This window comes from Vibrio neptunius (genome assembly GCF_000967495.1).
In the GTDB taxonomy this organism is placed as follows: domain Bacteria; phylum Pseudomonadota; class Gammaproteobacteria; order Enterobacterales; family Vibrionaceae; genus Vibrio; species Vibrio neptunius.
Window position 1 is genome coordinate 1 of sequence record NZ_JXXU01000027.1, and the last position, 26,462, is coordinate 26,462.

22 protein-coding genes and 2 pseudogenes are annotated in these 26,462 nt (G+C 45.5%); 9 read left to right on the top strand and 15 right to left on the bottom strand.

Annotation, left to right across the window (positions count from 1 at the left end):
- Window positions 1–357: 357 nt before the first annotated feature.
- From TW84_RS09975 to TW84_RS09990, 4 genes and pseudogenes are all read left to right on the top strand, one after another.
- Window positions 358–1,599 (top strand): annotated as a pseudogene (locus TW84_RS09975) (S8 family peptidase); the annotation flags it as partial.
- Window positions 1,600–2,135: 536 nt separating this feature from the next.
- Window positions 2,136–3,377 (top strand): annotated as a pseudogene (locus tag TW84_RS09980) (S8 family peptidase); the annotation flags it as partial.
- 334 nt (window positions 3,378–3,711) lie between these two features.
- Window positions 3,712–4,038, top strand: a complete 327-nt coding sequence (locus tag TW84_RS09985) for a hypothetical protein (RefSeq protein ID WP_045975507.1) — start codon at window positions 3,712–3,714, stop codon at window positions 4,036–4,038.
- 523 nt (window positions 4,039–4,561) lie between these two features.
- Window positions 4,562–5,200, top strand: a complete 639-nt coding sequence (locus TW84_RS09990) for a DUF2628 domain-containing protein (RefSeq protein ID WP_045975508.1) — start codon at window positions 4,562–4,564, stop codon at window positions 5,198–5,200.
- A 116-nt stretch (window positions 5,201–5,316) separates the two neighbouring features.
- On the opposite strand, the gene TW84_RS09995 is transcribed toward TW84_RS09990, so the two are convergent.
- From TW84_RS09995 to TW84_RS10010, 4 genes are all read right to left on the bottom strand, one after another.
- Window positions 5,317–5,640, bottom strand: a complete 324-nt coding sequence (locus TW84_RS09995; protein WP_045975509.1) for a hypothetical protein — start codon at window positions 5,638–5,640, stop codon at window positions 5,317–5,319.
- Between the two features lie 280 nt (window positions 5,641–5,920).
- Window positions 5,921–6,808, bottom strand: coding sequence for an HvfC/BufC N-terminal domain-containing protein (locus TW84_RS10000; protein WP_045975510.1), 888 nt, complete (start codon window positions 6,806–6,808; stop codon window positions 5,921–5,923).
- Window positions 6,805–7,833, bottom strand: a complete 1,029-nt coding sequence (gene bufB / locus TW84_RS10005; RefSeq protein WP_205622480.1) for an MNIO family bufferin maturase — start codon at window positions 7,831–7,833, stop codon at window positions 6,805–6,807. The genes TW84_RS10000 and bufB overlap by 4 nt, the downstream gene beginning before the upstream one ends.
- A 65-nt stretch (window positions 7,834–7,898) precedes the next feature.
- On the bottom strand, window positions 7,899–9,986 hold the full coding sequence (locus TW84_RS10010) for a ferritin-like domain-containing protein (protein ID WP_052707904.1): 2,088 nt from the start codon (window positions 9,984–9,986) through the stop codon (window positions 7,899–7,901).
- Window positions 9,987–10,193: 207 nt separating this feature from the next.
- Between TW84_RS10010 and TW84_RS25185 the strand changes: the two genes are divergently transcribed.
- The 3 genes from TW84_RS25185 to TW84_RS10020 all read left to right on the top strand — a co-directional run bounded on the left by TW84_RS25185 (window position 10,194) and on the right by TW84_RS10020 (window position 11,206).
- On the top strand, window positions 10,194–10,319 hold the full coding sequence (locus tag TW84_RS25185; protein ID WP_275041664.1) for a hypothetical protein: 126 nt from the start codon (window positions 10,194–10,196) through the stop codon (window positions 10,317–10,319).
- A 169-nt stretch (window positions 10,320–10,488) separates the two neighbouring features.
- The gene (gene vapB / locus TW84_RS10015) at window positions 10,489–10,791 is read left to right on the top strand and encodes a type II toxin-antitoxin system VapB family antitoxin (RefSeq protein WP_420806541.1); all 303 of its coding nucleotides are present in this window, start codon (window positions 10,489–10,491) and stop codon (window positions 10,789–10,791) included.
- Window positions 10,784–11,206: a type II toxin-antitoxin system VapC family toxin gene (locus tag TW84_RS10020; RefSeq protein ID WP_240478159.1), complete on the top strand. Its 423-nt coding sequence runs from the start codon at window positions 10,784–10,786 to the stop codon at window positions 11,204–11,206. Before vapB ends, TW84_RS10020 begins: the two co-directional genes overlap by 8 nt.
- 252 nt (window positions 11,207–11,458) lie before the next feature.
- On the opposite strand, the gene TW84_RS10025 is transcribed toward TW84_RS10020, so the two are convergent.
- The 9 genes from TW84_RS10025 to TW84_RS10065 form a co-directional block, all read right to left on the bottom strand.
- On the bottom strand, window positions 11,459–11,995 hold the full coding sequence (locus tag TW84_RS10025) for a hypothetical protein (protein ID WP_045975511.1): 537 nt from the start codon (window positions 11,993–11,995) through the stop codon (window positions 11,459–11,461).
- Window positions 11,996–12,008: 13 nt separating this feature from the next.
- A complete protein-coding gene (locus TW84_RS10030) occupies window positions 12,009–12,599 on the bottom strand; it encodes a hypothetical protein (protein ID WP_045975512.1) in 591 nt (196 codons plus the stop codon).
- Window positions 12,600–12,705: 106 nt separating this feature from the next.
- Window positions 12,706–13,257 carry a hypothetical protein gene (locus TW84_RS10035; protein ID WP_045975513.1) on the bottom strand — a complete coding sequence of 184 codons (552 nt, stop codon included), beginning with the start codon at window positions 13,255–13,257 and terminating at the stop codon, window positions 12,706–12,708.
- A gap of 159 nt (window positions 13,258–13,416) precedes the next feature.
- On the bottom strand, window positions 13,417–13,830 hold the full coding sequence (locus TW84_RS10040; RefSeq protein ID WP_045975514.1) for a hypothetical protein: 414 nt from the start codon (window positions 13,828–13,830) through the stop codon (window positions 13,417–13,419).
- A gap of 9 nt (window positions 13,831–13,839) precedes the next feature.
- Window positions 13,840–14,394: a hypothetical protein gene (locus TW84_RS23735; protein ID WP_052707905.1), complete on the bottom strand. Its 555-nt coding sequence runs from the start codon at window positions 14,392–14,394 to the stop codon at window positions 13,840–13,842.
- On the bottom strand, window positions 14,391–16,679 hold the full coding sequence (locus TW84_RS23855) for a PAAR-like domain-containing protein (protein WP_071209557.1): 2,289 nt from the start codon (window positions 16,677–16,679) through the stop codon (window positions 14,391–14,393). Before TW84_RS23855 ends, TW84_RS23735 begins: the two co-directional genes overlap by 4 nt.
- A 332-nt stretch (window positions 16,680–17,011) precedes the next feature.
- Window positions 17,012–18,784, bottom strand: a complete 1,773-nt coding sequence (locus TW84_RS10055) for a PI-PLC domain-containing protein (RefSeq protein WP_045975515.1) — start codon at window positions 18,782–18,784, stop codon at window positions 17,012–17,014.
- A 470-nt stretch (window positions 18,785–19,254) separates the two neighbouring features.
- On the bottom strand, window positions 19,255–20,064 hold the full coding sequence (locus TW84_RS23740) for a hypothetical protein (RefSeq protein ID WP_052707906.1): 810 nt from the start codon (window positions 20,062–20,064) through the stop codon (window positions 19,255–19,257).
- Between the two features lies 1 nt (window position 20,065).
- Window positions 20,066–20,266 (bottom strand): hypothetical protein, encoded by a 201-nt coding sequence (locus tag TW84_RS10065; protein WP_045975516.1) that lies wholly within the window; start codon window positions 20,264–20,266, stop codon window positions 20,066–20,068.
- Window positions 20,267–20,585: 319 nt separating this feature from the next.
- Here TW84_RS10065 and TW84_RS10070 point away from each other — a divergent pair, with 319 nt between their 5' ends.
- Window positions 20,586–20,888: a hypothetical protein gene (locus TW84_RS10070; protein WP_045975517.1), complete on the top strand. Its 303-nt coding sequence runs from the start codon at window positions 20,586–20,588 to the stop codon at window positions 20,886–20,888.
- A gap of 2 nt (window positions 20,889–20,890) precedes the next feature.
- The gene (locus TW84_RS10075; RefSeq protein WP_045975518.1) at window positions 20,891–21,622 is read left to right on the top strand and encodes a hypothetical protein; all 732 of its coding nucleotides are present in this window, start codon (window positions 20,891–20,893) and stop codon (window positions 21,620–21,622) included.
- On the opposite strand, the gene TW84_RS24065 is transcribed toward TW84_RS10075, so the two are convergent.
- Window positions 21,555–21,749 (bottom strand): ogr/Delta-like zinc finger family protein, encoded by a 195-nt coding sequence (locus tag TW84_RS24065; RefSeq protein WP_084720211.1) that lies wholly within the window; start codon window positions 21,747–21,749, stop codon window positions 21,555–21,557. The two genes, TW84_RS10075 and TW84_RS24065, sit on opposite strands and share 68 nt — an antisense overlap.
- 221 nt (window positions 21,750–21,970) lie before the next feature.
- Window positions 21,971–26,260, bottom strand: a complete 4,290-nt coding sequence (locus TW84_RS25045) for an Ig-like domain-containing protein (RefSeq protein WP_052707907.1) — start codon at window positions 26,258–26,260, stop codon at window positions 21,971–21,973.
- Window positions 26,261–26,462: the final 202 nt, after the last annotated feature.

Sequence of the window (26,462 nt, forward strand, 5' to 3'; positions counted from 1 at the left end):
ATTATGGAAAGTATAATAGGCTAAAGCCATTGGTGCCTGTTCCTAAATCATTGACTCATGCAAAACAAAACACTATTGCCTTAGCACGTAGATTTCACCTCATAGAGCAAAAGCTCTCATCTTTGATTGTTATCCCACCAATCTAGAAATAGTAAAAACTCAATTTCAATAATTTTATAAACCGCGCGCATATTCATACATTAACTAAAACAACAATATGCAACACTATGAATAAGTGCATAGTGTGGATTTTGTTATCAGGTTCTCTTTGGCACAACGAGAGAGCCCACTAGACATGCTTGATGTATTTAGTAGGCCATGTTCAACAATCTCTTTTACTATTCAAAGGAAGACAGTATGTTTAAGAAATTATTAACTTGTTGTATTGCCTCGACTCTTTCAGTCGTCTCAACCTCGGGGCTTGCGCAACAAAACGAAGTAGGAGCTATTGCATCTGAGGACCAAATGCTTGCGCCTTTAATGACAGCGTCGGCAAAATCTGCGATTAAGAATCAATACATCGTTGTGCTAAAACAACCACTGACAATGAGTAATGATCAACAAGCCCTTAAGCAGTTTACCCAGCAAACGGTGTCTGGTCTCGCTAGCCAACATGCAGTTAAAATCGATAAAGTTTATGACCGCTCGTTAAGTGGTTTTGTCGCTACCCTTTCTGATGAACAATTGAAAGCCCTTCGTGCTGATCAACAAGTCGACTTTATTGAACAAGACCAAATCATCTCGCTCGATCCTGTTATCTCGGCGAACGCTAATCAAAGCAATCCTGTTTGGGGATTAGACCGCATCGATCAGCGTGATTTACCACTCAGCAACAGCTACACCTACAACTACGATGGTTCAGGTGTGACAGCATATGTTATCGATACTGGTGTGACAAACACTCACGTTGAATTCGGTGGCCGTGCAAGATCAGGCTATGACTTCGTCGACAACGATAGTGACGCGACTGACTGTAACGGTCACGGTACTCATGTAGCGGGAACTATTGGTGGTGCTCAATACGGTGTGGCGAAAAACGTCAATATCGTCGGTGTACGTGTACTAAGCTGTCGTGGCTCTGGTACCATTTCAGGTGTCATTGGCGGTGTGAATTGGGTCGCTGCCAACGCCTCTGGCCCATCAGTGGCCAACATGAGTTTAGGTGGGGGCGTTTCAACCGCGTTAGATCGCGCGGTAGCAAGCGCGGTTCAGTCAGGTATCAGCTTTATGCTTGCAGCTGGTAACTCCAACGCTGACGCTTGTAACTCCTCACCGGCTCGCGAAGCGAGCGGTGTGACTGTTGGTTCGACAACCAGCAGCGATAGACGCGCAAGCTCCTCTAACTGGGGTAGCTGTGTTGACGTGTTTGCGCCCGGTGCGAATATCAAATCGGCTTGGTACGATGGTGGCTACCGCACCATTAGTGGTACATCGATGGCAACACCTCACGTAGCGGGCGTTGCGGCTCTGTATCTGCAAGAAAATAACACCCTGTCACCAGCTCAAGTATCAACACTGATCAGCCAACGTGCGAGCACAAACAAAGTTAGTGATACTAAAGGTACCGTCAACAAGCTGCTATATAGCCTAACCGACAGTGGCTTGGCACATTGACTCCTGAGAGTGTGAGTGACTAACGGCCAACCAGTCACTGGTGGCAGCGGTGCAACTCATTGCCCCCATAACCTTAAATAATCATGCCAGTCAGTATCTGCTGACTGGCATTTTTCCTAACAATTAGCAGTCAATGAATACTGAATATCGCCAATTTTACACTTAACATTTGCTTCTCAAATCGTGGCTTTGTAAGTATTAGCGATTTTGGTGCCTGTCACTAAATCACAGTCCCTAAATCACATTTAGATTTCACCTTATATAGACAAAGCTCTCATCTTTGATTCTTATCCCATCAATCAAGTAATAGTAAAAACTCTATTTCAATAATTTTATAAACCGTGTGCATATCCATAGATTAACCAAAATAACAATATGCAACACAGGTAGTAAATGCATAGTGTGAAATTTGTAATCAGGTTCTCTTTGGCACAACGAGAACCCAGTAAACATGCTTGATGTTTGTAGTAGGCCATGTTCAACAATCTCTTTTACTATTCAAATATTCAAAGGAAGACAGTATGTTTAAGAAATTATTAAGTTGTTGTATCGCCTCGACTCTTTCAGTCGTCTCAACCTCGGGGCTTGCGCAACAAAACGAAGTAGGAGCTATTGCATCTGAGGACCCAATGCTTGCGCCTTTAATGACAGCGTCGGCAAAATCTGCGATCACAAATCAATACATCGTTGTGCTAAAACAACCACTGACAATGAGTAATGATCAACAAGCCCTTCAGCAGTTTACCCAACAAACTGTGTCTGGTCTCGCTAGCCAACATGCATTTAAAATCGATAAAGTTTATGACCGCTCGTTAAGTGGTTTTGTCGCTACCCTTTCTGATGAACAATTGAAAGCCCTGCGTGCTGATCAACAAGTCGACTTTATTGAACAAGACCAAATCATCTCGCTCGATCCTGTTATCTCGGCGAACGCCACTCAAAGCAATCCTGTTTGGGGATTAGACCGCATCGATCAGCGTGATTTACCACTCAGCAACAGCTACACCTACAACTACGACGGTTCAGGTGTGACAGCTTATGTTATCGATACTGGTGTGACAAACACTCACGTTGAGTTCGGTGGCCGTGCAAGATCAGGCTATGACTTTATCGACAACGATAGTGACGCGACTGACTGTAACGGTCACGGTACTCATGTAGCAGGCACCATTGGTGGTGTTCAATACGGTGTGGCGAAAAACGTCGATATCGTCGGTGTACGTGTACTAAGCTGTAGCGGCTTCGGTACCATTTCAGGTGCTATTAGCGGTGTGAATTGGGTAGCGGCCAACGCCTCTGGCCCATCGGTGGCCAACATGAGTTTACGTGCGGGTGTTTCAACCGCGTTAGATCAAGCGGTAGCAAGCGCGGTTCAGTCAGGTATAAGCTTTACGCTTGCAGCAGGTAACGACAACGCTGACGCTTGTAACACCTCACCAGCTCGCGAAGCGAGCGGTGTGACTGTTGGTTCGACAACCAGCAGAGATAGTCGCTCAAGCTTCTCTAATTGGGGACGCTGTGTTGACGTGTTTGCGCCCGGTTCGAATATCAAATCGGCTTGGTACCAAGGTGGCTACCGCACCATGAGTGGGACATCGATGGCGGCACCTCATGTAGCGGGCGTAGCGGCTCTGTATCTGCAAGAAAACAACACTCTGTCACCAGCTCAAGTATCAACGCTGATCAGCCAACGTGCGAGCACAAACAAAGTTAGTGATACTAAAGGTACTGTCAACAAGCTGCTATATAGCCTAACCGACAGTGGCTTGGCACATTGACTCCTGAGAGTGTGAGTGACTAACGGCCAACCAGTCACTGGCGGCAGCGATGCTACTTATTACCCCCGTAACCTTAAATAATCATGCCAGTCAGTATTCTGCTGACTGGCATTTTTCTAAAAATTGGCAGTCAATGAATACTGAATATCGCCAATTTTATACTAAACCTTTGCTTCTCAAATCGTGGCTTTGTAAGTATTAGCGCTTTTGGTGACTGTTTCTAGTTGACTGAATAAGTATAAGATAGGGTGAGTGAGTTCATATTGAATGCAAGATTCAATAATTTATCTGTAGAGCAGTTAATCAAAGGTTTTTAAATATGACAGATACAATAGCTTCTAGCGCAGCAATGTTTTCTCTGGTGTGGATGTGTGTCTATTTTTATCATCTTGTCGTTTATTCTTTAGGCGACAAAAAGCATATTAATCAATTGATAGACAACTTAGCGAAAGAGCCAGAAAGTTTTAAGGATAAAAACTACATTGCTATGAATAGTATCGGGGCGGGTGGTCTATTCTCATACTTCTGTTTAGTTTACCCTCTGGTAAGGCATCGAAGAAGAGAAAAGAAGTATTCTTCTGACATTTTTATGTGTTTAAATTGGTTGTTTTTTATGACAGTGCTCTCTGTCCTAATTATTGTATAAAGGGTTAATGCCCCAAAATCATCCGACATCACCAAATCCTCAAATGATTCAAAATGCCGTTGAGAGGCGGTGCTCTTACTGACTAGCACATTTAAAAGCCGTCTTTTTTCGTTTTTGACTGCTCTTACCGCGGCAGTTTAACGGCAAGAAGAATAGCTATTTCTTGTTAAGCTTTTCTCTTTAACTCAATGGTTTAGCTAAAATTCATTGTGTATTGATCATTTAAGTAAAGTTCGTTAGTCTCGACGCCAATAAAGAATCGACTCACCGACACCGGGTTTGAGTTATCACGCAATGACAAAGCGGTAAAAGAACGTCAAGTTGATCGAGGTTGCCGTGTTTGTTGCACTTGTGACTGGCTACTTCGATATTGTTTCCGCACTTCAACGAGAGTTTTCCTAACGTTATTACCCAAGCCATTGGCTGGCTCGGATTGGTAACCGCATTTGTCATTGTTATTCATTTTAGATGGTTCGTGTGGTGAATGGTGACGGTATAAACAAACATCCACAAGGGGAGTAATTTGGAAAACAATACGTCTGATATCGATGAATTAGACATGAGTGATAAGTGGAAGCGTCGTTTTCATTTACTAAGACAATTTGGTGCCGATGAACTTAGCCACGCAATGATGTTAAAAAGCGACGCTTTTCGCCAGTTATCGTTTAAAGAACGATGGTCTTATTCGATTATGTTCAACATCGCGGCGTTTATTTTTGGTTTCATGTACTACTTCTATAAACGTATGCACCTGAAAGGCGCAGTGATCCTTTGTTTTACGTTGTTATGGGTAGCAGCCCTAGCGATGATTGAATTTTTCACCGGGGTTGTCATTCCCAATGTGGTGTATTGGGGACCCTCTTCTGCGCTATGCGCTCAGTGGGCTAACTATGACCTGTATCGAAAAACGTTTCACAATGAGCAGCTGTGGGACTGGATGCCAGCAAAGTGGTGTAACAAATCCAGTGTGCTTGGGTTCCTAGCATTAAGTGTAACGATTTGGGGAGGCACCCTTTACTACGAAGTGACTCACACCTACTCGACCTATGCCGGCTTTGATGATCCCAATGCCGTTAGAGTGCCTTGCGGTTCGTACGTGATGTTAGTGACCCAGGAAGAGATCGACTCTCATGGTCAAGAAGTGATTTGCGCCATCGAGTAATCGCTTTTAAAGCGTCGCGTGACGTGTTGAAGGTTCGAATTCTTCACTCTCCGCTTCATTCTTCCATAAAGACGTCTTAGGACGTCTTTTGTCATTTCTGACCGCGCTCGCTATTTTTAGACAAAAACAGAGACGTAAACAATGGTCATAAAAAATACCCAATTTAAGCCCATAAAAACGTCAAAAGAACGTTTCTTTTCTCTTCTTCGATGCCTGATAAAAGGATAAACCAGGCAGAAATAGGAAAATAGCCCCCCAGCGCCAACGCTATTCATAGCAATGTAATTGATGCTCTTAAAACGTTGAGGCTCTTTAGCCAAGTTGTCGACCAATTGATTGATATGCTTTTTATCACCCAAAGAGTAAACGACAAGATGATAAAAATAGACCCCTCCCCACACGAAAAATAGCAATCCTAATAGTGGTTTTATGTCTGACATCTGTCCCCCTAGAAAGTCGAGCTCATACTGAAGCCATTAAAATGTTTTTACTTATACACGTTTCAATACCATCAGCAATACATTGCCCAGTGTGACTTGCGGCTTGTTCAATATACAGGTTTAATCCGACAAATTAATACCTAGGTTGCACTATGTTTTCGTTTTCAACGGCACTTACCGCGACAGTTTAGTGGCAAGAGGGCGTGGAAGGCATTGGTGCCTGTCCCTAAAACATTCGTCCCTAAAACATGGTCTTGATACAGTTGCTTCCTAGAGTGAGTTAACCAACATAAGCTGATTCTCTTTCAGGGCTTGAGGCAACCATAAGCTGATTCTCTTTCAGGGCTTGAGGCAACCATAAGCTGAGTTTCATCAGTAATTCGCTCTCCGGCAACTGATTGTGTTCAACCAATGTCTGCCAAGCAACGGGGGTGGGCGAGCGGTTTGTTTCCTTCTGACCAAACAGACTGAGGGACCGTACAACATCAGCCTGCCAAGGTTCAAGTTGAGCCATCTTTACCTGAAAGTGATGACGATAAACGAGCAAAGACTCGGCCCCAAGCGTGGGCATAGTCGGCTTTTCAGCCCACAAACCTTGTTCAAGTGCGGTCGTATGGCGATCTGCGGCCAGTACATAGTCACGCAAGGCAAAATCGTGCTCTACTAATTCACTGCTGTCAGGCAATGCTAGCGCTGGGAGCTGAAGCAAGCCCCCCAAGTCCGGCGCTTGGTCATATTGAACTCCAGGAGCGCGGATCGCGTTTGCCTGCGCCCTCTCCAACCTTGCCAATTGCTCCGGGATCTTAAGTTCTACTGCATAGGGTTGACCACTATGTTGACGAGGGCGTGTTGCGGCAAGAAAGTTGGCGAAGTCTTCACCCAATTGATACAAACTATAGTGACGTGACGGACGCTGTTGCAGATACCCTAAACTAAACAGGCGGAACAGCGCCTCGCCTAGGTAGTGCTGCAATGCCGGAAACTCTGCCTCCATGCACTCTAACAAACGTAAACGATAACCATCTTGGTAAATAGCCAAACGTGCCGACGACGATAACTCTGCTGTTCCCATGATGTAGTGACTTGCCATTTGATTGGCCTTGGGGCCTTGTAGAATCGACTCTAACAACCACTGCTGGCGTGCTGCTAACTCACTGGTTGAGCTCATTCGACCTCCTGCACAGAATGAAACTGTTTTCGGCCAAGCGCATCGGAAATGGGGGTCGATAGCACCGTATCTTGGTTTACTTTCATTAGTTCGCGTTGTGGGATGTGCCCTTGTAATACAGATTTGGCAATGTTCAACTCGTCGACCAACTTTGGAAATTCAGGAATATTGGCATCCCATTCAAGCAATGTTGATATTGGCCTGCCTGCTTGTTCAAGCATTTGTTGATAGAGCTGCCACACTGCTGTCGGTACTGGTTTGTCATGAGTGTCAATCAAATGAGTACCACAATCGGTCGGACCCGCTAAATGACATTGCACCACTGCATCCATAGGAATACCAGCCATGTAGTCGTTCACTGAAAAGCCCAGGTTCTTCGCGCTCACATACACATTATTGACATCCAATAACAAGCGGCAACCGCTACGCTGTACCAACTGAGCAAGAAACTCCCACTCTTGGAGATCATTTTCTTGAAAAGCAAAATAGGTGCTGGGGTTTTCTATAACAAGTGGCCTTTGCAGATAGTCTTGAACCTGTTGCACTCTTGCACACACATGGTTAAGACTCTCTTGGGTAAATGGGATCGGCAGCAACTCGTGACTATTAATACCCTGAATTCCTGTCCAACAGAGGTGGTCGGAAACCAATGTTGGCTCAAGGTCTTGGCATAATTGTCGCAGTTTACTGAGGTAGTGTTCATTCAAAGGTTCGCTCGAACCAATTGACATCGAGACACCATGAAGGGCTATCGGGTAGTGTTCTCGAAGCTTAAAGAGTAGGTGACGAGCATAACCGTGGTGATCGAGATAGTTCTCACTGATGGCTTCAAACCAATCAACACCACTTTGCTCTGGTAATAGGTGTTGCTCAAGCCAAGCAAAATGACATGAGCGGAGGCCGACACCAAATCCCATTGAAGTACTTAGTTCTTGATGAGATTTAGAGATCGTTGCGGTTGAAGAACTGGAGGTATCTGAGATGTCGCGCATTGGCATCCTTCCAACTGAATCTATGGTCATCATGGCCCTACCTCCCACAAGGTAGGTAGGGCCAAACGCTTAATCAATCTGCAAATTAGGATTCGCCATTAGGTAGAGGGTGGAAACGCCAAACGTAAATCAGAAGGCTCTGGTTTATCAACGGCGGTTTTTCCATCCACGGCTAACGCTTTACTGTATGCTTGCCAAGCAACGTCATACACGGCATCGCCTTTGGCAAACTGTACCCCATCGTTGGGGATCTGCTCTGGAGCGTTTCCGGCTCGAAGTTGATAGATCGGCATTAATCCACTGTCGGGATAGAGTTGTGACGCAGAAATCGGTACCGCACAACCGCCTAGACCACCACAGGCATTGTCGGCCGGAGGTGAGTATAACTCTGGCGCACCACAGCCTGCTTGGACTGCGTTCTTATTGCTCGGCGTAGCGCTGAGGCTTCGACAACCAGCGCCACCTCCGGAGGTTTTCTGCACGAATCCACAACCGCCTTCCGCTTTACAGCTATTCGAGCCGCGACAGGTGTGAAATATCTGTTTCGATGCGCAGCCATTCTTCGGTTCATCTGGGCCGGGTTGTAGTGCCATACCTTGACACGCATGATAAAGATAATCGCGCTCGCGTTCCGGAATACGTTGGTAGTCTGCATCATCTTTGGTTAGCGACAAATCGGGAGCTCGACCAAACACCGCCCAGCAAATAGAGACACGATCACCCGAGCCAGACATGGATGGGAAAGGGAAGTCGACGTTTTTGTTTGTCCAATACTTGTTAAGTACCGTAGTAATGCCAGCTATTGCTCCAATTGCGACATGACTCATTTCTTCCCATTGATCATCGCCTCCGGCTTTAAGATTATTGAGCGCAGTTGAGACCGCTTCAGCAGAGGGCAATGCCGCAGCATATTGGTTATCTTTATACTCTGCTGTCTGCAAATCGTCAGCCTGCCATTGATTGGCATCTTTCCCGTGCCAGTCTACCCAAGTGGTGATTTCGCCCGATTCCAACAAGCCTTTCACCTGCTGAAAACGATCATAGTGATCGACGACACCACCAAAAAATCGAGCATGGGCAGCACCAGACATCGGCAGTTCGTCACCGTGTTCATCATACTGCTTATAATCGGTTTGCAACGCATGGAAGTTAGGCTGGTAGTTCGGCTCGACCGGAGCGCCAACCAAACCGGCGGGCAAGTCGTGAGCTGGCTCAGTTTTCATGGTCGCTCCTTCACCCTGATCCGTGATCGCGTTCATCAATTGAAAAATTTGCCTTTTCGCTTGGTTGAGATCTTTTGAATCTACCACGGTTTTCATGCGTGGGAACTCGGCGAGTGGATGGCCAGCTTCTTCGGTATTGAATAAGTCCTGTTGAATAGAGTTCGGATCGAAAAGTTTACTAAATAGGCTATTACCATCGCTATAAGTGATGTTTAGATACGCAGCTAGACATTCATACATTGTTGCAATCGTACCAAATAGCGGCAGCTCTGCTTCGGTTGAGCTTGCGCTCCAACCAGCAAAAGGCACACTACCATCAACGCCCTGATCGTTGGTTGCAATGTACTTATCCCGTTTTTTGGGGCAGATACGACTGGCGAGAACATCCGATGGCTCCTCAATCAAAAGAAACAGATCAATGCTGTTATCATTTAACTCTTCCAGCGCCACCTTCACCGTGTTGTACGGCGCTTCGGACAAATCGGTAAGGTCTAAAATATGCGGAATGGTGGTTTTATCATCACCGTAACAAATCCAGCTGTAGTCAGCGTTCATCAACAATGGCGAGTTAAAATCTGCTGGCTTTGCTTCGCTACCTGCTACAGTGTTGCTTAAAGCATTGTGAATATTAGCGGCCATTTGCAAGTGCAGCATCTCTTGAATAAAAACACTGAAGATCAAGTTGCATGCTTGCTCATTGGCGGTTTGTGGATTAGGCGTGGGCGAAATACCCGGCCAACGGCGACCGAGATAGAGCGCATTACCCTCTCCTGTGATTGAGTGCATACCATGTATTGAATACATAGTGGTCATGTATAGCGGTATGGTGAACAGCTCGACATTGATCGCCGCCTGAGTCAGGCAACGCACGGCGTTTACATCGGCCAACAAATGGCTAATGTCTCTGTTCGTTAACTGCGCGTTACGTTCTAACTGTAACCCGGCCAAACGTTGAAAATCCATAATTGCTTCCTTTGCTTTCTATACTTTTATAATTGGTGTCCAACACAACAAAGGCTTATTGATACCTATATGCATTAAGACACATAAAGTATATGGTGGATTTTCTATTCCGCCAGAAATGCACTTAACTCGATTCGGGCGCAGAGGGTATAGGTAGAATTCATCACCTCCCTGTTATTTCTGCTAGACGATTTGTGGATTAATTGAATGAGCCTAGACACCAAATTAGGTGATAAAGCCTCCACCATAGATGAAATGTTCAACGACAAAACGCTGACGGCCAGTGAAGCGTATGATTTCTTTATGCGGGAAAAAGAGGAGAATCAGGATTAAGCCTCAACTCAGTGTTTGACGCTTTGATAACATCCAGCGCTCACTGAGGTGGGTGTTGGATGTCATCCACTCCAACGACGTAAACTTATGGTGCCTGTCCCTAAATGACTTTCTAAATGACTTTAATGAATTCATAAGCCGCAGAAATTGCGCTGTAAAACGCATGCCTATGCTTGACAGAGATAGCGTATATTTTACACTTAACATAGGTTTGGCATATGCTCAAAAAGAGGGTGTGATGAGAACAGTATCTATTTTTAAAAATGGCAAGAATCAAGCAGTGCGCTTGCCAAAAGATTTTGAGTTTGACGGCGTCAATGAGCTTGAAATCCACAAAGAGGGTGATGTCATCACCCTGCGCCCAGTTCGTCCAGATTGGCTTTCATTTGGTGAGCAAGAAAAAGCTGATAGTGATTTTATGGTAAACCGTGAAGATGTGATGAAGGACGAAGGACGATTCAATTTTGAGTAAAAAAATCAACTATATGCTCGATACATGTACTTGCGCGTTCATTATGAGAGAGCAACCAATTGCGGTGCTTCAAAAGCTTCAAACAGTGGTTGGTGAACAGCATCGAATCGTTATTTCAGCCATTACCTATCAAGAAATGCAGTACGGGTTATTGGGGAAAAAAGCTTCACCTAAACATGCTGTGCTTGTTGACGAATTTTTAAAGCGAGTTGATGAGATTTTACCTTGGGATAAAGCGGCTGTTGATGCAACTACTGAAGTTAAACGCGATCTAATGTCGAAAGGTACACCGATTGGCAACAACGACACTGCTATTGCAGGTCACGCCATGTCGGCTGGCTGTGTGCTTGTCACGAATAACATGAGAGAGTTTCAGCGTGTCGAAGGGCTAGAGCTTGAAGATTGGGTTCGCTAGAAAGGGAAATTAAAATAGGTTGAACGCTGATTTCTAGATTTTATGGTAGATCTTATGGTGCCTGTCCCTAAATCACCTGTCCCTAAATCATCCATTAAAGGTATGCTTTTAACATTTAACGACTTTTACTCCAATTTTGTGTCTTCTGGGATGTAAAAAATGTAGTAGCCAAGTTCATTTGACCACTACATCACAATATGAGCTCGATTTGGCTTTACAACTGCCTTTTATCGCCGATATGTGTCTTACAAATTAATCAGCCCAACGCACCCAGATATCTTGCATTTTGGCGTTCAACATCGCATCTACGACACTATCATGTACGAACAGAAATGATGGGTCTTGATCAAGCTTAAACAACAGGCGTTGTTGTAGGGGAATGGCATTGAGTTTGTTGTCGTCCAAAACAGGGACAGTCACGGCACCGATGGAAGGCGTATCGCAGTGCCATTGTGTTGCGTCTTTGTCCAGTACATCATAGCGATTAAAGACATGGAAAAAGACATAGTCGATATCATCAATCGTTTCCAACTCTTGCACGGTTCCGATATCAATTTGAGCTTCTTCATCTAAAGCTGGGCGATAAGGGTTTTTCAGGCGTTCGACGCCTGCTGGCTCCATCGCGGACAGAATATCCGCGTACTTTTCCGCAAAAAATAGCCGCGGGCATTGACAAAAATCCACCACTAAATCCGGTTGGATTTCCATCATTCTTACTTTGTTAGCCTGTATAAGGCGATTATTTTTCTGATAGTGAACACTACGATGAAAAATCTGATACTCATTCATCACTATTTTCCTTTTAAATTGTCATGCCGAAGCGATCATCCCATTGCAATAATGGCACCAGGTGAAGCCCACTTGCATTCAAGGCAATTAATGGCTCTGCGATGCTGCTATGGACCAAATAATCCATCATGCCTCTGATTGAAAAAATACGACGCTTATCCAGAGGAATGGAAGCGAGTTTAGTGGGGTCTAATCGACAGTTTCTAGGGTTTCCAACTTCACCGTCATCTAAACGATCAGAGTATTGACCGTTATCAAAATCGTAAGCATCGACATTATTATCGACGACTAGTACTGAGTACGGGTACTCATTATCATCATTATGGGTGTACACAGCAGGAAGTAGTTGAACCCTATAAAGATCATAATATTCTAGTACTTTTGTTATTCTCTCCGACAGTACAGGGTCACTCGGGGCGGCCATCGCTTCGATAAGTGGCACACTTTTTTGCGCTTCTGCAGCGGATTCAATCTGGATAGGAACCTTGAGTGACACAGGATATTGGAAAACTAGGTAGTGGCTTTTACTACAAGAAACGTAAGGGGAAGGAACTTCACCAGAGCCACATACAAGCACGTAATATTCTTCGTTAATATCTGACATTATTATTGTCCAATTTGTAGGTCATAGTTTGTCTATCTCAGGTAATAAACAAATCCATCACAGTGAGTAGCTCAATAGCGGGGTAGTCATTATTGGGGCTGTTGATTTAAGTACATTGTTCACAGGGTATAAAGGTGGTATTGATCGGATTGGTCGCCATGATACGTTCGACAATGGTACGGTGGAACAGAATGTAAGCTGCCTCTTCCATCTTAAAGATCAGTCGCTGATTGAGTGGCGTTTCAGCAAGGAACTTTTCATCAATGACTATTTTTTTTAATCCCGATACTCCGCCGAATGCGTTGACACGAGAGTACTCTGACTTATCAAGATCGAGGCATTTAAGCTTTTGCATATAGTTGATGAATAAATAGTCTCTGTGTCCTTTGCTGTTTTTGATGAACGCCGGCACCCAGTGGATACCGTAGAGGTATTGTAGCCCAGCTTCTATTACCACTCGCTTAGATAAAGCTATGACTCCAGTGCGCACAAATTCCGGAGTCTCGTAATCGCCTTCCGGCTTAAAGGTTTCGTAAATCCGAATCGGTTCAATAGGCGGGCGGGCACACGCTTTAAAACCAATATAATGTTCATTAAAATCGCTGACCTCGGCCACCGCGCAGGGGCCCGCGCTGGCAATTAAATAATATTCGCTCATTTTCCTATTTCCAAGTTACCTTTTTTCGTCATCCATTCGCCTTTGGTGAAAGCCCGCCAAGTGAGTGGCGGGCTTTTTTGTCTAACGCTGTTGATGCTACTGGGCTCGAATAGACGAAGCTGGGGCAAATTCCCCTTGTAAGCATCCAATCATAAGGGGTTAGTACAATCTATCAAACCACACATCAACTGCGCCTGCTTGTTGCAACCCAATCAGGAAGTCGGTGTTGATCTTCAGCTCTTTGTTATCCCAAACGAGTGGTGTTTGCTTTGCGACATGGTCATCAAGTGACGATAGTTCCGGTAAGATAGCAAAATCAATAAAGGCATACTCGTCACACGTTTTATCCAAGTCATGCTCGGTATTGGGCACGTTAAAATCTAACTCTGCCCACCACTGTGTGAGTTGGTCGAGCCACTTTTCATCCAGTTCTTCTAAGATATCTTCGTAAATATAGAGGGTTTTGATCTCACCAAAATTCATGTAAACGTCTGGTTGCGTGAAAACAAACTTTGCGCGCTTTTCAGGCAAAATGGTGGCGATAGTGGCTTTATCAAAAGGAATAAATGTCATGCTATGTCCTTATACAATAGACTGTTCGCAAGGTATAAATGTGGTGTTAATCGGATTGGTCGCCATGATACGTTCGACGATGGTACGGTGGAACAGAATGTAAGTTGCCTCTTCCATCTTAAAGATCAGTCGCTGATTGAGTGGCGTTTCAGCAAGGAAGTTTTCATCAATAACTATTTTTGTTAATCCCGATGCTCCGCCGATTACATTGACATGTGAGTACTCTGACTTTTCAAAATCGAGGCATTTGAGCTCCTGTAGGTAGTTGATGAATAAATAGTCTCTATGCCCTTTATTGTTTTTGATGAACGCCGGTACCCAGTGGATACCGTAGATATATTGTAGACCTGCTTCCATTACCACTCGCTTAGATAAAGCGTCAACTTTGGTGTGTATAAATTCCGGAGTCTCGTAATCGCCTTCCGGCTTAAAGGTTTCGTAAATCCGAATCGGTTCAATAGGCGGGCGAGCGCACGCTTTATAATCAATATAATCTAGATTTCGAACGCTGACCTCGGTTGACGCGCAAGGGCCCGCGCTGGCAATTAAATAATACTCACTCATGTTCCTATCTCCAAGTTGCCTTTTTTCGTCATTAATTCGCCGTCAGTGTTGACTAATTCGTGATTAACTGACGAGCCATTTTTTCTGTGTTTACAAGGGGTACGTGGTTTATCTTTGTTTTCTTTCTTGGCATTGGCGCAGCCGATACTCGCACCTTTGCGGTAGTCTTTACCAAACCCTGTAATGGTCCAAGTGAAATTATCAATATGTTCTACCCCACGTCTACTTAAGCTACGCATTTCCTTGAAGAATTCCGTATCCTGCTTTTCATCGTGACAAAATGTCCCTTTTTTGATCATCTGCTCTATTTGTTCTAATTGTTTTTCTATCGCTTTTATATAGGTGGCGTTTGAAACGCGTAATCGCTCGTCTTCCGAGTCAGGAATGTCCTGACCTGCTTCAATTAAGGCCAGCATACTGGTGTAGTCGACTCCTTTGGCATGTGGCCCTTTATGAACCGCGACCCCCAATTGGCAGGCCACATCAGTGGCCGAGGGCAAAAACACGCCATTTTTGGTTTCGTCAATATCATACTTAAAATGGCTACGGTATTTCTTCCACTGCTCGTTCATCACGGTTTCAGACGTGATCACATGGTGAGCTTGCAGATTACCGGAACGGGGATTACGAACATCACACCAAGGGTGCAATTTGTAATCTTTGCTTGCTGGTCTTTTCGCTGTGATCCCAGCCTTCCAGCCCGCATTTAACAAATTCTTGGCTAAAAAGGCGCTATTGCCTTCTTTTGCATATTTTCCGATGGTGGGTGCTTTGGCGCCTTTACAAAATGTCGGATCATTCTTTTTAGCGCCCTTTTTTATCCTTCTATTACACAGTGGACAACGGTTCTTCTTCTTCTTTTTTTTCTGATTCGCGACATCACGCCGATTACCATGCTGAGCGGTAGGTTTGGCATCATAGGTCGAGCGAGCAGGGTACACCTTGTCGGACTTGGCAGTGATTCGAGCAATGTTATCGTCCATCTCTTTTAGAACATGGTTGAACATATCGGGTGCGACATTATCAATTATTTTTAACTCGGCACCGACAGATATTAAGTTATCGCCCAATACGGTATAGCCTAACCGATTTGCATACCCTGCCATTTCTTCAAAAGCTTGAATCGAAGGTTTCAGGATATCGGACAAGATTTTGGCACAATCTTGGGTGTATTGTGTGAACTTTAATTCGCGCAAGAACTTGGCTGGGTTGCCTTTACCAAGTTGGCGTATGAAAGCCAGTAGGTCATCCAACTTGATGTCCTTACCGACTTCGATGATGATTTTCCCAACGCCTTTAAGTAGACTTCCGAGTGTAGGAATACAGCCAATTACAGTCAGCCCCAAGGCGCTCCAGTTCTCTGACTCTGCTCTTCCTTCTTCGCTACTTAACTTGATGATATTGGCGGTAATATCGCGTACGTCGGCAGCTTGGTCAATAAACGGAATCATCGTAATGCCAGTATTCGCGATGATTTGAGCAACGGTTGGGTCTTCGTTGAAGTCCCCTAGCACCACTCCCCATACCCATTCGAAAGCACCCAATGTAGCCGACTTTGTCGATTCCCAAAATCCGGGTTTGCCTTGTTTGGCTGCATTGATGATGTCCTCAGCGGTCACGTCAGGGTTAAAGGCTGGGTTGGCCAATGTGGGCTCATTTGGGGTAAATTCTCGGCTATCTTCCCCATATTCTACCGAAAACTCGCCAGGTGCGAGGCCACTGACCGTAGCTTTGCCTTTAGTGTCGAGTTGTCCTTCAAACTTGGTGTTTTTGCTATCAATAACCGTGTAGGGAGCACCTTGCACTGGCTCGCCATCTAAATATAGTAGCTCTAGGTCAACAGTATATGTCCCTTCGTCATCTTCGGTGATGATCACAGAAGGGTTTTGTGCACCACCAAGGCACATGGTGTTGGCGTTGTTCATGGTCATTTGGTCAGACAAACGACATACACCTTTACCTTCTATTGAAACCGTGGGGGAAGCAGAGATAAATTTGGCTGCGGCTTCGATGGTGCCTGAAGCAACCCCTTTTTTATCGCCGCCTGCATCTCCGGTACTTGCAGAGAATTTACTGCCCTTAATCGCGATACTGTTACCACCATCCATAGTGACGGTGGTCGTTCCATCGACCAGATCAGCAGATTTCGCATTGTTACCATAGGGGATAGGGACAACGGCATTACCGACAGTGGTTAGACAAACGTCAGGCAATGTGGCATTGGCTTCACCGCCGGAGCCCTTATGAACTACGCTAAGTCCATTTGCGTTAACTGTTACAGCCATGATGCACCTTAAGTCATTGAAAGAGAGGAGAGTAATGATATTAAATTGTGTGCACATTAATCTAACTGAAAGAGCAGTGATAATGCATTATTTAACCTTTAAATTAACCAAATTAATGGTTATTGACTGCATGTCTCAAAATGGAATGACACTCGGTGTGTCTTGTCTTTGAGTGAAACTATTGCTGACAGTGCAACGGCATTAGATATTGGTGCCTAGCAAGGGGGCGGGTAAGACATAAGCCATTGGTGCCTGTGCCTAAATCATTTTCCTGAAACACAAAAAACCGATAGGCCTTCACCTATCGGTTGGTTTATCACACACTAGAAAGGCTAGGCTGGCAGCGTCTCCTGACGCTCATGGAGTAACCTCTCTACCTGACGGGTAACCGCCAAAGAAAGGGCGACTGCTTGAGTCTGCGCCTCGTAGCAGATATCCGTCTGCAACGTATTCGGATAATACGTACCATTAATCACGCCATGGACAAGCCACTCAGAAAGCGTTGGGCTCAAAGCCGCATTCGCCTTTTGGGCGTAACTCAAAATCGTAGGCGTTCCCAAAGTCGCGCCAGAAATAGAGTTGCTAGTATCCAACGTTAATTGCCAAGAGATGTTCATCATAAAAGACTGGTTATCATGGGAATGAGAAGTCAACTTCTCCTTTTGATTGGCCACCATTTTCTCAAGCACATTGGTATTTGAATAACCTCCCTCCCCAGGTAACTGATCGATGGCCCAAATCCCTGCCTTCGAATCAATGCCCTCAAAACCATTCGGCATCAGCGCAATAACATTGCCTTTACTGAGTAGCTCATTGACCGTTAACCTCGATAGGTTCGCTGCATCCCCTGTGATAAGGTGCGCGCCAAGAACATCACGAACCATCGAGATAAACAACCTCGATTGCTCTGCAGACAAACCGTTATCTTTACGATCATCACGCTTCGCCCAATCAATAAAGTGACTGAACTTCAAAATCACCAGTTCACCTTGATTGTTGTCAATAAACGCCGCCACCTGCTCTAACGCCTCTGATAACGCAACTCCAGCAGCACCTTGAAAGCCAACCTTAAATGTTGCTGCTAAACCGCTATCTTTGCTAATGTCCGTGTAATGAGCAGTATAAAAATCACCATTCCAAAGTGCTGGGCGCAAATCGAGCTTACGGGCCCCTTGCATCAGTTGCATTTGGATATCAAAGATCTGAGTTTTTGTCACTGCTTGAGTACCATACCGAGTGTGGTAGGTGCGCTTGTACGTCCCTGAATCATGAGAGGCTGGCAGACAAATTTCACTGAGCGGCTTATTGCCAAGAAGCGTCGCATTACTGCTCATCCAAGACGAAGTTTGTGCGCAGTCAAACGGTTCAATCACCCACACTTCATCTTTACCGGGTGTACCTGAATGAAGCTGACTCGCTTTACGGGTCATGTACTCGCCATTTTGGACATTTTCCACATAAAATGTATTGCCTTCTTCAGAGTCCACCTCAATTAAACGCCACTTTTGCGCATCCGACGTTACGCGGTCAGCCATCGTAAGAATCGAGCTTTGGAAAAACTCGTAATTATCTTGGTTTTGAATCGCTACTGTACCGTCATCGTACGGGATAAACTTGGTCAAACAGTTGGGCACAACTGGCTCATCCTTCAACTGCGAGGCGTGATTGCATCGATACTCATTATTACTTTGGTTCTTCAAGAAGCCGTAGAAAGACGCCTTAAAGTCCGGTTTTGCCTCACCACGTGATTCAATCACCCAATGCTCACTCGCCCCCGGAGTACCCTTATGCAACTGACCTGCATGACTTGTCATGTACTCGCCATTTTCGACATTTTGAATCGTAAACGTTCCTTCAGCCTCAGTAGCGGCCACAATCGTCCAAAGCTGACCGTCTCCCTTAACACTGCTGGCCAATGAACGAATATGATTTTGGTAGAATTCCCCATTGTCCACATTCTTAATCGCATAGGTTTCATTGCCATACGGCAACAGCTCAAACAGACATTGTGGGGGTTTATAATCAGACGCCAGTTTAGTGGCATGGTTGCAACGATATTTCTTATTGTTAGCGTTTTGCAAAGAGCATAATTTTGGAAGGCTCATAGGAAGTCCTTTTAGTTTACTAGCCAAAGCACACAGTGGTGCACGTTCCTATTGAGCGTAGTAATTAATGTGATACTAAGTGCGCATAAGGAGAAAACTATAAGGGCCGTCACACAATGTTATGTTTGCCCCCTTTATGCCGATAACACGCAAAAAGTAGCGACCACAGTTTCTCCTGTTAACATTTAAGCCTATGGTGCCTGTGCCTAAATGACTTTTGCGTACCAGACATAGTGGGTTGGGCTCTCGCCCTAACAAATAAAAAAGACGTCCGAAGACGTCTTTTTTCGTTTTGAACTGCACTCACATCTGCTTTTTAGCGACAAGGGGGCGGGGAAGACATAAGCCATTGGTGCCTGCCCCTAAATTACTGACAGCCTGACCTGTCGATTTTCCCTGATGGCGACGACTGGCCTTTGGCTTAGGTTACTACGCCTTAAACATTTACATGCATGTTAAAGGCAAAGTGGTTACTGGCGTATTGAGGATTTATAGGTGACGTGAATATCAGGGTATGGCATGCTATTAGCCTTACGTTTCTTATCGAGTTCTTTCTTCTTAAATTTAACGTATGTACTTAAATCGAAGAACGAAAATGTTTCGATATGATCGGTTGGAATGATGACTCGAAAATGTTCTTTTGTCAGTGCTTCATGAACCCCTTCTTCGATACCTTCTTCAATGTAGTGAGCTTGGTAGTTATTGGTAAGGTCGATAGATAAATCATTTTTATCTCGATGACCACTGAGTAGTGGGATGATGGCAATATGTTCAATCTTGCTATTAATCAGCTCATCACCTAGGCAAATCCCTATATAGGTTTTGCGTGATTTCAAACTAATAGCGATCGGAAACTGAGTGTACGACGCTTCAACGATAAACTTTTCAAGATGGTTCTCACTGACAATATCTTTGATTTTTTGTGCTTTTCTTTTTGGGAATACTTTGTAAGTAGCGAGAGTAAAAAGTCCTGCAATAAAAGCGAGTATGACAGTCAAAATGGCCCAAGAGCCCTGTTTCAACATGTCCGCATTTATGGCTAGTTTACTAAAATCCTGCAGCTTCCAGCCATAAGTTTGCATTAGCTTAGCTATGCAATCGTAGTAATCGATTAAGAAGCATAAAACCATGCTGGAAACGGCAAAGAAGATTCCACGTGCAGCGACAAAGAAGTAGGAATGCCAACCTTCTGTTCTCGTCAGTTTGTAGTGAGAAGAGAGGTGCAGATAAGAAAAAAGGTAGCCCGAAATTAGGACTACCACGACTAGAGTTATTCCCATGCTATACGGCGTATTTTTCTAGTTCATCAAGCTCTTTGAGTTTATCAATGTGCTTTTGAATCTCTCTTTTTACATCCTCATTTTCGAGGTTTACTCTTACAACGCCGTTGTGACTGATTGTCACTCGCTCATGGTTTTGTAACATTAATGCCAGCAAGCGATCGGGTTTCTCATCCTTTTTAGATCTAAAAAATCCAAGCATACGTGTGTCCTTTGCTGTGAGTGCCATTAAGTTATATACAAACATGCTACTAAAGACAGGCAAAATGAGCAATGAGCTTTGTGTTAACTTTAACCAATATGGCTCAATACCTATCCACTATCCTCATTGACTATTATAGAGCACATCAAATTTGATGCGAGACGTGATCAATCGAAGGTTCATTAATCACAGCCTACTTTGGACATTTTAAACCCGTGATAGCTTGGCATAGGTATGGATAAAGATGAGTTGATACGCATTGTCTTGGTTGTCTAGTTGAATAAGGAAGCAGCTGCTCGTAAAGAAGGGGACTGGCAGTATGAGTGAAGCAGAACTAACAACTCTACTAGAAAGCTGTATACATAAACAGTATTATTTCGGTGTCACTGGTGAGGGGGTTCGTATGTCTAACGAACAGCAACTATTTCAATCTGCTCTGGATGTCATTATTGATGGCGTGGCCGTTAGTGCTGCACAAGAGGGAAGGGAGGAAGCGGGCCGAGTGCTACTTGAGGGCCTGCTGCCACGATTTGCTCATCTTTTGGATGATGAAAAAATCACCGCGATCCAGTCGATAATCCGGATGGCTGATGAGGCCGCAAGCCCAAGATTTAAGGTATAGCGATGCAAACTGAATTAAAATTACCAAATTCACAATCTTTTATCGATTTGCTGGAGTTGTTGGAAAAATTAGATTTGTCAAAGGAGACCTCACAACATGTCGTTTTTGTGTTAGTTGGCGCGTCTGTTTTGTTCTCTCTATATGTGGCGTATATCTCTTTGATAACTATCAGAGACTATAGCTACATTGGGTTTTACAAACTAATCAAAGGGCTTGGTCAGCCAATTTCTTGTGGTATGGAAGTGAGACTAGAACAGATTAAATTTAACCGAGGGTGGGGGTTTAAATGTCCATACATGATGGCTGTTCAGTTTGAAACGGTGTTCCCCAAAGTAAAAGAATCTTTTCCTAGGGAGCATTTTCGCAGCACGGTAAGATGGTTAAAGGTTGAAAGAGGCCAACTGGCACCTGCGGGCAAATTGCTCAGAAGAGCGGAGGTGTTATTTCTCTCGTTGACAACGTTATTCAGTTTTGTGTTTTGTCTTATTTTCGCGTATTTAGCGACTGTTGCGATTACAGGAAACGGGCTGAAAAACATATACCTGTTCCTACCCTGTGTTTTTTATGGATACATTTTAAACAATGGTGTCCAAGCCTTACTAGGCTATCGCCGCGCAAAAAAACTTATCGAGTTAATTAAAGAAGAGGGTGAAACCATGGAGCAATCTACAGCATGGTCAGTTGTTCCTGAAGTGCCGCCCGTTTCTCCGGTGACATTGCCCTCACAAGGTTAATGGCCAGTTGGTCAGTGGTTTTCGCACTAGGGCTGAGCGTGTGGCTATAAGACAAATTCATCACAAAGGTATGCCCACATTCTGGGTCACTACACGAGCAGTACAAATCAGCATGTTTGGTGCTCATTCTGTTTGATTTCTGGAAGAGATTCAGGACGGAAGAGATTCAGGACACACACCAAAAAGGCATGCCACTAAACATCTAAGCGGCTCTTGTGCTCACTAACAAATAAAAAAGACGTCCGAAGACGTCTTTTTTCGTTTTGGCTGCGCTTACATCTGCTGTTTAGCGATAAGGGGGCGGGCCACGTATAAGCTTTTGGTGTTTGTCCCTACATCACTCCGAGTTTACAGCGTATATTCAGAAAAACACGGGGCGAAGAACGAAAAAGAGTCGCCATGATAGCTAGCCCAACGGTGTTGATTTTCTTCGTTTTTGTAGCCATCCCACCATGATCCTCCTCCTGATGAAGTCCAGTGATTCTTTTTGTGGTACCAATTGCGAACGATTCGATTTTTGTCATTATTATCGATCAATTCATTAAGTGTCGGTAACCGCCAGTTTGTTCGCCCAGCGAGTTTGAATTCGTTGTATTTGGCGCATATCGCATCCGCTTGTCGCCATTTGAACACATAAAACTCACCATTGGTTCCATTCGAATGAGCGCTTCCGCCTAGGCTGAGACTATCTAAGTACGCAATGGATGGGGTGTTGGTCAACAAATCCTTATTGCCGACATTCAATGTGTAAATACACTTACCCGTTAAATTGCTGATATTGCATACGTTAGCTTCAACACTATGGCTAAAACCGTTGTATGTGGCCGTGACACCACTACTGCCTGTTTTGACCCCAGTGACCAAACCATCGTCAGTTAATGAGATCTCATCGGCGCCGATTGGTGCCCACCAGGTGACAGAGTCACTGACATCGTACGAAGTGCCATCACTGTATATGGCCGAGGCTTTCATCTGTTGGGTAGCATTTAGCATTAATCCGACAGCGGGAGGCGTCAACGTTAGCTCTGTCATTATCGCGTCGGTGATAACAACATCACTGGTGTTGCTGGTGATGTTGCCTTTCCTAGCGGTGACAGAGGTTGTGCCAACGCCCACCCCCGTGACTTGCCCTTGAGGAGTGACGATGGCTGTAGTGGTATCAACTGGAATCCAAGTGACAGAATCACTGATATCCGCTGACGTGTTATCACTGTAAGTGGCTGTGGCGATTAAAGGTTGGCTATGCCCTTTGGCCACAGTGAGTTCTGTTGGTGTTACGTTAATAGCGGTGAGCACGGCGTCACTGACTGCCACGTCGACGGGTTGGCTGGTGATGCTGCCTTTGACCGCTGTGAGGGTAGTGGTGCCGATATTGCTGCCTGACAATACGCCTTTAGCGGTGACGGCTGCGATACTGGTATCGATAGGGATCCAAGTGACGGACTCACTGACATCTGAAAAGGTATTATCGCTGTATGTGGCGGTCGCGGTTAGCGTTTGGTTTTGCCCTTTGGCGACATTAACCACCGAGGGCGTGACGTCAATACTGGTGAGCACCGCATCACTGACTTCGACGCTCACAGAGTGACTGGTGACACCATCTTTGAGTGCAGTGAGGCTAGTGGCTCCAGCATTGCTGCCTGATAATACGCCGTTTTCAGTGACGACTGCGATACTGGTATCAGAAGGAATCCAAGTAACAGAGTCGCTGATATCCGATGAGGTGTTATCACTGTATATAGCGTTAGCAGTTAAGGTTTGGGTTTGCCCTTTCGCAATAGAGATCACTGAAGGTGTCACGCTGATTCCTGTGACCACCGCGTTTGAGACATCGACGCTGACCCTATTGCTGGTAATACCATTTTTAACCGCAGTGAGGCTGGTGGTTCCGACGTTCACTCCAGTTACTTTTCCTCCAGGTACGACAGTTGCTGTGCTGGGTTCGATGGTGTTCCAAGTGACGTAGTTACTGATATCCGAAGAGGTGTTATCACTGTAGATGGCCGTGGCCGTTAGTGCTTGGTGTTGCCCTCTAGCGACCGTCACCATTGGTGGCGTGACGCTGATACTGACAAGCTCGGCTTCACTGACCACCACACCGACGGGTAAGCTTGTAATGCCATCTTTTGTCGCTGTAAGAGTCGTGGTGCCGATATCGTCACCAGACAACACGCCATTAGAGGTGATGGTGGCTGTGTTGGTATCGAGCCGCCAAACGACGGAGTCACTGATAATTGATGAGGTGCCATCGCTGTAAATGGCGTTGGCGGTTAACGCTTGATGTTGCCCTTTGGCGATATTAACCACAGAGGGCGTGACACTAATCCTTGTGATTACGGCGTTGGTGACTTCGACATCAACGGTGTTGCTGGTGACTTCATCTTTTACTGCGGTGAGGGTCGTTTTCCCAGCATTGCTGCCAGACAACACCCCGCTTGAAGTGACAATGGCGGTATTGCTATCGACAGGACTCCAAGTGACAGAATCACTGATATCCGATGACGTGTTATCACTGTAAGTGGCGATGGCCTTTAGCGCTTGGTTTTGCCCTTTGGCGAGCGTCACTATAGGTGGCGTGACGCTAATGCTGGTGATCACGGCGTCACTCACCTCGACGTCAACAGTGTTGCTGGCAACCCCATCTTTGACAGCGGTAAGAGTCGTGATGCCAACATTGCCACCTGACAGAACACCATTAGATGTGACCGTAGCGGTGTGATTATCGGCTGGGCGCCAAGTGACGGAATTACTGATATCGGATGAGGTGTTATTACTGTATATGGCGTTGGCGGTGAGCGTTTGGTGTTGCCCTTTGGCGACAGTCACGGCAGAAGGTGTCACGCTGATGCTGGTGATCACCGCGTCACTGACCACCACGCCGACGGTATTACTGGTAATGCCATCTTTCATCGCAGTCAGGGTAGTGTGGCCGGCTGCGCTACCAGTTAACACGCCGTTAGCGGTGACGGTGACTGTGCTGGTATCAATGGGGTCCCAGTTGACGGAATGACTGATATCTGACGAAGTGCCATCACTGTAGCGTGCTCTAGCCGTGAGCGGTTGCTCTTGGCCTTTGGCAACATTAATGATCGAAGGGTTCACGGTGATCTCGGTAAGCACCGCGTTAGAGACATCAACATTAACGGTGTTGCTGTCAACCCCATCTTTGAGAGCGGTAAGGGTCGTGGTGCCGACATTGCCTCCTGACAGAACACCATTAGAAGTGACAGTGGCAGTACTGTTATCGACTGGGCGCCAACTAACAGAATCACTGATATCCGATGAAGTGTTATCACTGTATGTGGCGGTGGCCTTTAGCGCTTGGTTTTGCCCTTTGGCGAGCGTCACTATAGGTGGCGTGACGCTAATGCTGGTGATCACGGCGTCACTCACCTCGACGTCAACAGTATTGCTGGCAACCCCATCTTTGACAGCGGTAAGAGTCGTGATGCCAACATTGCCACCGGACAAAACACCATTAGATGTGACCGTAGCGGTGTGATTATCGACAGGGCGCCAACTAACGGAACTACTGATATCCGATGAGGTGTTATCACTGAAGATAGCGTTGGCGGTTAACGATTGGGTTTGCCCTCTGGCGACGGTGACGGCAGAAGGTGTTACGCTAATGCTGGTGATCACGGCATCACTGACCACCACGCCGACCGTGTTGCTGGTGACATTGTCTTTTACCGCAGTGAGGGTCGTCTTACCGACCTTGCCGCCAGATAACACCCCGTTTGAGGTGACCGTCGCGGTACTATTATCGACAGGCACCCAAGTGACCGATTCACTGATATCCGACGAGGTATCATCACTGTAGATGGCATTGGCGGTTAACGCTTGGTGTTGCCCCTTGGCGATATTAACCACAGAGGGTGTGACACTAATCCCTGTGATCACGGCGTTGGTGACTTCAACGTCTACTAATTGGCTGGTTATGCCTTCTTTTATTGCAGTGACGGTGGTAGAACCGACACTCACACCGTTGAGTAAACCGTGTTCGGTTTGTGATGTGATGGTGGCTTTAGAGGGGTCGTCGGACACCCAAGTTACAGAGTCACTGATATTCATTGACAGGCCGTTACTGTATGTTGCGGTGGCAGTGAGCGGTTGGTGATGACCTTTGGCAAGAATCACCGCTGAAGGGGTGATGGTGATATCGGTAATGGTGGCGTCGGTAACCGTCACTTCCAGTGAGTTACTGGTGAGGTTACCTTGGCTAAAAGACACGGTTACTACGCCTGACGCTTTACCTTTCAATACTCCCGATTGAATAAATTCGCCCAACTCTGTGTCACTGGATTGCCAATCCCCAACCGTTAATTCCTCGGTTAGCACTTTAGATTGGCCATTCGAGTATTCACCCACAGCGAGAAACGATTGCTCACTGCCCGTGATCAGTGTGATCTCACTTGTTCCCTTAGTTTTAATCGGGTAGGCGGTAAGAGTCAGCCGCTCTAATTGGACGGGCTCCTCGCCTTGGTCTGGTGCTGGTCTAGTAGAACCTGAAGAAGGTGGGTTTGATGAAGAGGTGCTGCCTCCTTCGTCTGAACCTCCACAGCCAAGAAGGAGTAGTACTACTGTGGTCAAGACCATGAGGAGCAAAAAATCCTTAACGTTAAATTGCTTGTCCATTTTTTAGTTTTCCCTGTGTTTAATTTAAATATTCAAAACGAAACGCAGGGTGGATTTGAGTAATTAATAGGTAATTTATTGGATATGAATGGGTGATGTGTTTGATTTAATCGATCGATATTTGCTATCAATTTAATTTCATAATCTTGCGTTGTTAGAACTCATAATAGAGCTTTCGCTTAGTTTGCGAGACAAATCACCA

Coding starts and splice junctions, on each gene's coding strand:
- TW84_RS10065 (WP_045975516.1), bottom strand. CDS start 20,266: ATGCTTGGATTTTTTAGATCTAAAAAGGATGAGAAACCCGATCGCTTG.
- bufB (WP_205622480.1), bottom strand. CDS start 7,833: ATGATGACCATAGATTCAGTTGGAAGGATGCCAATGCGCGACATCTCA.
- TW84_RS10040 (WP_045975514.1), bottom strand. CDS start 13,830: ATGACATTTATTCCTTTTGATAAAGCCACTATCGCCACCATTTTGCCT.
- TW84_RS10075 (WP_045975518.1), top strand. CDS start 20,891: ATGCAAACTGAATTAAAATTACCAAATTCACAATCTTTTATCGATTTG.
- TW84_RS10035 (WP_045975513.1), bottom strand. CDS start 13,257: ATGAGCGAATATTATTTAATTGCCAGCGCGGGCCCCTGCGCGGTGGCC.
- TW84_RS23740 (WP_052707906.1), bottom strand. CDS start 20,064: ATGGGAATAACTCTAGTCGTGGTAGTCCTAATTTCGGGCTACCTTTTT.
- TW84_RS10055 (WP_045975515.1), bottom strand. CDS start 18,784: ATGAGCCTTCCAAAATTATGCTCTTTGCAAAACGCTAACAATAAGAAA.
- TW84_RS10030 (WP_045975512.1), bottom strand. CDS start 12,599: ATGTCAGATATTAACGAAGAATATTACGTGCTTGTATGTGGCTCTGGT.
- vapB (WP_420806541.1), top strand. CDS start 10,489: ATGCTTGACAGAGATAGCGTATATTTTACACTTAACATAGGTTTGGCA.
- TW84_RS23855 (WP_071209557.1), bottom strand. CDS start 16,679: ATGGCTGTAACAGTTAACGCAAATGGACTTAGCGTAGTTCATAAGGGC.
- TW84_RS23735 (WP_052707905.1), bottom strand. CDS start 14,394: ATGAGTGAGTATTATTTAATTGCCAGCGCGGGCCCTTGCGCGTCAACC.
- TW84_RS10070 (WP_045975517.1), top strand. CDS start 20,586: ATGAGTGAAGCAGAACTAACAACTCTACTAGAAAGCTGTATACATAAA.
- TW84_RS09985 (WP_045975507.1), top strand. CDS start 3,712: ATGACAGATACAATAGCTTCTAGCGCAGCAATGTTTTCTCTGGTGTGG.
- TW84_RS10025 (WP_045975511.1), bottom strand. CDS start 11,995: ATGAATGAGTATCAGATTTTTCATCGTAGTGTTCACTATCAGAAAAAT.
- TW84_RS25185 (WP_275041664.1), top strand. CDS start 10,194: ATGAGCCTAGACACCAAATTAGGTGATAAAGCCTCCACCATAGATGAA.
- TW84_RS24065 (WP_084720211.1), bottom strand. CDS start 21,749: ATGAGCACCAAACATGCTGATTTGTACTGCTCGTGTAGTGACCCAGAA.
- TW84_RS10010 (WP_052707904.1), bottom strand. CDS start 9,986: ATGGATTTTCAACGTTTGGCCGGGTTACAGTTAGAACGTAACGCGCAG.
- TW84_RS10000 (WP_045975510.1), bottom strand. CDS start 6,808: ATGAGCTCAACCAGTGAGTTAGCAGCACGCCAGCAGTGGTTGTTAGAG.
- TW84_RS25045 (WP_052707907.1), bottom strand. CDS start 26,260: ATGGACAAGCAATTTAACGTTAAGGATTTTTTGCTCCTCATGGTCTTG.
- TW84_RS09995 (WP_045975509.1), bottom strand. CDS start 5,640: ATGTCAGACATAAAACCACTATTAGGATTGCTATTTTTCGTGTGGGGA.